Annotated in this window: 5 protein-coding genes; 1 reads left to right on the forward strand and 4 read right to left on the reverse strand. The window is 73.7% G+C overall.

What is annotated here, in order from left to right:
• Positions 1–121: 121 nt before the first annotated feature.
• Positions 122–1,048, reverse strand: a complete 927-nt coding sequence (mshD, locus tag G3I53_RS02955; protein WP_164334401.1) for a mycothiol synthase — start codon at positions 1,046–1,048, stop codon at positions 122–124.
• A gap of 227 nt (positions 1,049–1,275) precedes the next feature.
• Here mshD and G3I53_RS02960 point away from each other — a divergent pair, with 227 nt between their 5' ends.
• The gene (locus tag G3I53_RS02960) at positions 1,276–3,102 is read left to right on the forward strand and encodes a bifunctional metallophosphatase/5'-nucleotidase (RefSeq protein ID WP_164437991.1); all 1,827 of its coding nucleotides are present in this window, start codon (positions 1,276–1,278) and stop codon (positions 3,100–3,102) included.
• Positions 3,103–3,186: 84 nt separating this feature from the next.
• Here G3I53_RS02960 and G3I53_RS02965 read toward each other — a convergent pair whose 3' ends face one another.
• From G3I53_RS02965 to G3I53_RS02975, 3 genes are all read right to left on the reverse strand, one after another.
• Entirely contained in the window at positions 3,187–4,650 is a 1,464-nt protein-coding gene (locus G3I53_RS02965) for a HAMP domain-containing sensor histidine kinase (RefSeq protein WP_164337849.1), read from the reverse strand.
• On the reverse strand, positions 4,647–5,393 hold the full coding sequence (locus G3I53_RS02970) for a response regulator transcription factor (protein WP_164337848.1): 747 nt from the start codon (positions 5,391–5,393) through the stop codon (positions 4,647–4,649). Before G3I53_RS02970 ends, G3I53_RS02965 begins: the two co-directional genes overlap by 4 nt.
• Before the next feature lie 209 nt (positions 5,394–5,602).
• A partial coding sequence (locus G3I53_RS02975; protein ID WP_164437992.1) for a trypsin-like peptidase domain-containing protein occupies positions 5,603–6,448 on the reverse strand: 846 nt, incomplete at its 5' end.

Below are 6,448 nucleotides of genomic sequence, written 5' to 3' on the forward strand. Positions count from 1 at the left end.
GGGCGGGCGGGCCGCCCGAGCGGGGCGCGGCCGTGACGGCGGCCCCCGGGAAGCCGCCCGGCGGGGGCCTCCCGGGGCCACCGTCAGGTCCCCGTGCTGTCGGCCGGATTCCGGACGTGGGTCAGGTCTCCGTGCGGTACATGAGGTCGGTCTCGTGGGTGGTGAACCCCAGGCGCTCGTACACCGACACGGCCGCCTTGTTGTCCGCGTCGACGTACAGCATCGCCGTGGGCAGGCCGCGGTCGGCGAGGTGCCGCAGGCCGACCGTGGTGAGGTACTTGCCGAGTCCCCCGCCCTGCGCGTCCGGGCCGACCCCGACGACGTACACCTCGCCGAGGCCCTCCTCCCGGTGCTCCTTGGTCCAGTGGAAGCCGACGAGCCGGCCGTCCCGTTCGGCGAGGAAGAAGCCCTCGGGGTCGAACCAGGGCTCGGCCTTGCGGTCGTCGAGGTCCCGCTGGGTGAGCGAGCCCTGCTCGGGGTGGTGGGCGAAGGCGGCGGCGTTCAGCGCGAGCCAGGCGGCGTCGTCCTGCCCGGGCACGAAGGTGCGCACGCTCACCCCCTCCGGCGGTGCCGCGTCGGGCAGCGGGAAGTTGGTCAACGGCCGCCGCATCTGCCGCAGTTCCCGGAACAGGGTCAGCCCGAGGACCTGGGCGAGGTGCCGGGCCGCGGAGTGGCCGCCGTGCGCCCAGACCCGCAGCCGCTTGCCGGAGGCGGCGAGCAGCGCGGTGCCCAGGGCCCGTCCGTGGCCCCGGCCGCGGTGCGAGGGGTGCACGACCAGTTCGGCGGCGGGCGGCTCCACCGGGTCGGTGTCCTCCAGCTGGGCGTAGCCGACGAGTTCACCGTCGACGGAGAGCAGCAGGTGGGACACGCCCTCGCGCCGGCCGCCGCGCAGTTGCAGCCGCCCCTGCTCGGACACCGCCTGCTGCCCGTCGGTCCGGGCGGCCTCCGCGAGCAGGGCGAGCACCGCCTCGGTCTGCTCCGGGGTGAGCGTGTCGAGGGTCTGGAGCGAACGGGGGCTTCCGGGCCGTGCGATGTCGTCGCTGGTCATGCGTACGAGGGTAAGGGGCGGGGCCGGGAACCGGCGGGCGGCGAGCGGGGCCGGCGGGCCCGCGCTGCGCACCGCCGGGACGGCCGGGTCCACCCGGCGCGCGAAAGATAGACCAGGCTGTAACCGGAAACCCCTGTCGCGCTACGCGCGTTGACTCTAGGCTGCGCCGGGCGGTCCGCCGTGTCCCACGGCCCCGTCCAGACCCACGTTGACCCACAGGGGGGCGTATGCCAGCCACATCCCCGGCGCACCAGCCGCGCCGCAGACGCCGTACGAACCGTCTCCTCGCCGCCGCCGGTGTGCTCACCGCCGGGGCGCTGGCCGCCGCGGCCCTGCCCGGGTCGGCGAGCGCGGGCGAGCACCACGGCGGCAAGGGCGGCTCGCAGGGCCACCACCCGGGCCGCTACCAGGACGTGCAGCTGCTGTCCTTCAACGACCTGCACGGCAACCTGGAACCCCCGACGGGTTCCTCGGGCCGGGTCACCGAGCAGCAGCCGGACGGCACCACGAAGACCATCGACGCGGGCGGCGTCGAGTACCTCGCCACGCACCTGCGCGAGGCCCGCAAGGGCAACCAGTACTCCGTCACCGCGGCCGGCGGCGACATGGTCGGCGCCTCCCCGCTGCTGTCGGGCCTCTTCCACGACGAGCCCACCATCGAGGCGCTGAACAAGCTGGACCTCGACGTCACCTCGGTCGGCAACCACGAGTTCGACGAGGGCGCGCGCGAGCTGCGCCGCCTGCAGAACGGCGGCTGCCACCCCACCGACGGCTGCTACGCGGACAAGAAGTTCAAGGGCGCCGACTTCCCCTACCTGGCCGCGAACGTCATCGACGACAAGTCGAAGAAGCCGCTGCTGAAGCCCTACTGGGTGTGGAAGAAGCGGGACGTCAAGATCGGTTTCATCGGCGTGACCCTGGAGGGCACCCCGGACATCGTCTCCGCCGAGGGCGTCAAGGGCCTGTCCTTCAAGGACGAGGTCGTCACGATCAACAAGTACGCCAAGGAACTGCGCCGCAAGGGCGTCAAGTCCGTCGTGGCGCTGATCCACGAGGGCGGCTTCCCGGCCTCCCCGGACTACAACTACGACTGCGACTCCCCGGGCGCCGGCGACGGCATCTCCGGCCCGATCGCGGACATCGCGAAGAACGTCACGTCCGACGTGGACGCCCTGGTCACCGGCCACACGCACGCCGCGTACGCCTGCACCATCCCCGACCCGTCGGGCAAGCCCCGCACGGTCACCTCGGCCGCGTCCTTCGGCCGCCTCTACACGGACACCACGCTCACCTACGACCGCCGCACCGGTGACATCGCCCGCACGGCCGTGAAGTCCGCGAACCACGTCGTCACCCGGGACGTCCCCAAGGCGCCCGACATGACCCGCCTGATCGACAAGTGGAACACCCTCGCGGCCCCCATCGGCAACCGCCCGATCGGCTACATCTCCGGTGACATCGTGCGGGACGGCACCGAGTCCCCGCTCGGTGACCTCATCGCCGACGCCCAGCTGGAGTACGGCCGGACGCTGGACCCGGAGACCGACCTGGCGCTGATGAACCCGGGCGGCATCCGCGCCTCCCTCACCCACGCGGCGAGCGGCAGCGAGGGCGACGGCGTGGTCACCTTCGCCGAGGCGTTCACCGTGCAGCCCTTCGCCAACACGGTCAACCTCCAGACCTTCACCGGCGCCCAGCTGATCCAGGCGCTCAAGGAGCAGGTCAGCGGCCCCAACGAGGCCGCCCCGAAGATCCTCCAGGTCTCCTCCGGCCTCACCTACACCCTGGACCTCACCCGGACGGGCGCGGACCGCGTGGTCACGGACTCGATCGAGCTCGACGGCTCCCCGATCGACCCGTCCGCCACCTACCGCGTCGCCACCAACAGCTTCCTGGCGGGCGGCGGCGACGGCTTCCCCACCCTGGGCGAGGGCACGGGCGACCTGGTCGGCGCGGACGACCTGACGGCCCTGGAGCAGTACCTCACGGCCAACTCCTCGGCCTCCTCCCCGCTGGCCCCGCCGGCCGCGGACCGCATCACCATCGTGCAGTGACCGCTTGACCCCGCGGGGGCCGGTACGGGACGCAGCCGCGCCCGGTACCGGCCCCGGCGCATGTCCGGCCCCGCCCGGGCGTGCCTACGGCACCTCCGGCGGCGGCGTCGGGGCCCCCGGGAGTCGTACCGTCGCCACCGTGCCGTCGCCGTCGGGGGCGGGGGTGAGGGAGACCTCGCCGCCGGCCTGCTGGACCGTGCGGGCCACGATGGACAGGCCGAGGCCGGAGCCGGGCAGGGCGCGGGCGGTGGGGGAGCGCCAGAAGCGGTCGAAGACGTGGGGCAGTTCGTCGGCGGGGATGCCGGGGCCGTGGTCGCGGACGGTGAGGACGCCGTCGGCCAGGCGGACGTCGACGGCCGTGCCGGGCGGGCCGAACTTCACCGCGTTGTCGAGGATGTTGACCACGGCGCGTTCCAGCGCGCTGGGTTCGGCGCGGACGTACCAGGGGTGGAGGTCGGCGTCGAGGGTGAGGCCGGGCCCGCGCAGCCGGGCGCGGCGCAGTGCCGCCTCGACGGTGTCGTGCCAGGCGACGATCCGGGTGCGGCCGGAGTGCTGGCCGGTGTCGGGGCGGGACAGTTCCTGCAGGTCGCCGATGAGGGCGGCCAGTTCGGTCATCTGCGCCTTCACCGAGGCGAGCAGGGCCGCGCGGTCGGCCGGCGGGATCGGGCGGCCGGTCTCCTCGCTGCGGGTGAGGAGTTCGATGTTGGTGCGCAGGGAGGTCAGGGGCGTGCGCAGCTCGTGCCCGGCGTCCGCGATGAGCTGCTGCTGCAGGTCGCGGGAGCTGGCCAGGGCGGACGTCATGGAGTTGAAGGAGCGGGACAGGCGGGCGATCTCGTCGTCGGACTCCTCGTCCACGGGGATGCGCACGCCCAGGTCCTCGGTGCGGGCCACGTGTTCGACGGCCTCGGTGAGCCGGTCGACGGGCCGCAGGCCGGCCCGGGCGACGGCGAGACCGGCGGCGGAGGCGCCGACCACTCCGACGCCGGAGACGAGCAGCAGGATCAGGGCGAGGTCGTCGAGCGTGGACTCGGTGCCCTTCAGGGGGACCGCGACGAGGACGGCCGCCTTCGAACTCGTCAGCGTGGTCGGGTTGTTGATCACCAGGGGCAGGGTCAGTACGCGGACCGGGTCGCCGTTCTGGTCGGTGCCGTCGCGGTGCACGCCCGACGAGGCGCTGCCCGCGCTCGCGATGACCTCCCGGTCGGACCGGGTGACGTCGATGCGGCCCGCCGAGCTGGGGAACAGGCAGACGGTGCCGTCGGAGCGGACCACCTGGGAGTAGGTGTCCTGGAAGCTGCCGTCGACGGTGTCGCGGGGCGTGGCCGTGCAGGTGTTGAGGGCGCTGCGGATCTCGCCCTCGCGCTGCGGCCCCTGCAGGACGGTGGCCTTCTCCAGGTCCTTGTCGAGCTGCTCGTACAGCTTGCCCTGCACGATGAACCAGCACGTCACGGACACCGCCGCCACGGCGGACGCGACCGCGGCCGCCACCAGCAGGGACAGCCGGGCCCGCATCGGCAGCGTGCGGAACCGGCGCAGCAGACCGCTCACTCCGCGCCGCCCTGCCGCAGCACGTAGCCCACGCCCCGCACGGTGTGCACCAGGCGCGGTTCGCCGCCCGCCTCGGTCTTGCGGCGCAGGTACATGACGTAGACGTCGAGTGAGTTGGACGACGGCTCGAAGTCGAAGCCCCACACCGCCTTCAGGATCTGCTCGCGGGTGAGCACCTGGCGCGGGTGCGCCATGAACATCTCCAGCAGGGTGAACTCGGTGCGGGTCAGCTCCACCGACCGCCCGCCCCGCCGCACCTCCCGCGTCACCAGGTTCATGCTGAGGTCCGCGAAGGTGAGGACGTCGTCCGTCTCCGCCGAGGCCGCCACGGCCGCCGCGTACGAACTGCGGCGCAGCAGCGCCCGGATGCGGGCGAACAGCTCGTCCAGCTCGAACGGCTTGACGAGGTAGTCGTCCGCCCCGGCGTCCAGTCCCGTGACCCGGTCGCCGACGGTGTCACGGGCCGTCAGCATCAGGACGGGGGTGGTGTCGCCGGTGGCGCGGATGCGGCGGGCCGCCGTCAGGCCGTCCATGCGGGGCATCTGGATGTCGAGGACGAGCAGGTCGGGCCGGTAGGCCGCGGTCTTCTCCAGGGCGTCGGCGCCGTCGACGGCGACCTCGGTGTCGTACCCCTCGAAGGCCAGGCTGCGCTGGAGCGCCTCCCGCACGGCCGGCTCGTCGTCGACGATCAGGATGCGCTGGGGGTCACGGTCACGGTCGCCTTCGGCGGGCACGGGGCTCATGGAGTCGGGTTCCTTCGTCGGCGGGACGGGGGGAGGTCGGGGTGTCCGGCCGCCCGGGAGGCCGTGACGACGTCCGGCGGCGGGAGCGGGTGCGCGCCGTCCGCCGGCGGCCGCCACGGCGGGTACGCGGGGCCGGGGTCCCCGGGCCGGTCCCGTCGCCGGTGCGCGGCCCGGGATCCCAGCCTCGCACGTCCCTCGGCCGCCGTGGCTCAGCCGGCGGTGCCCGCGCGCAGCGTGGGCAGGTCCGCCTTGAGGGTGTTCACCGGGATGGCGAAGCCGAGGCCCGCGCTGCCCGCGTCGGAGGACGAGCCGCCCGCCGAGTACATCGCGGAGTTGATGCCGATGACGGCACCGTTCATGTCGATCAGCGCGCCGCCGGAGTTGCCCGGGTTGAGGGAGGCGTCGGTCTGGATGGCCTGGTAGGTGGTGGTGGAGCCGCCGGTGCCGCCGTTGAACTGCCGGCCGCCGTACTCGAAGGGCCAGCCGTCGCCCTGCCGCCACTGCTGCTGCTCCTGGCCCTCGCCCGTCGCGACGGTCACGTCGCGGTCGAGCGCCGAGACGATGCCGCTGGTGACGGTGCCGGTCAGGCCCTCGGGGGAGCCGATCGCGACCACCTGGTCGCCGACCTTCACGCGGTCGGAGTCGCCGAGGGTGGCGGCCTTCAGGCCCGAGGCGTCCTGGAGTTTGATCAGCGCCAGGTCCTCCTTGCTGTCGGTGCCGACGACCTTCGCGGTGTAGGTGGTGCCGTCGCTGGTGCGCACCTCGACCGAGGAGGCGCCGGCGACGACGTGGTTGTTGGTGACGACCTCGCCGTCCTCGCTGATGATCACGCCGGAGCCGGTGGAGGACCCCGCGCCGGAGGTGGCCTTGATCTCGACGATGCTCGGGCTCACGGCGTCGGCGACGCCGGCCACCGTGCCCTTCTGGGCGGCCGGGACCGCGTTGGGCTGCCCGGCGCCGCCGTCGGCGACCGTCCGCGGGCCGGTGAGCTCCTGGATGCCGTAGGCGGTCCCGCCGCCGACGGCCGCCGCGACGATCGCCACGGCGGCGAGGAG

The sequence above is a fragment of the Streptomyces sp. SID14436 genome (assembly GCF_010548465.1).
In the GTDB taxonomy this organism is placed as follows: domain Bacteria; phylum Actinomycetota; class Actinomycetes; order Streptomycetales; family Streptomycetaceae; genus Streptomyces.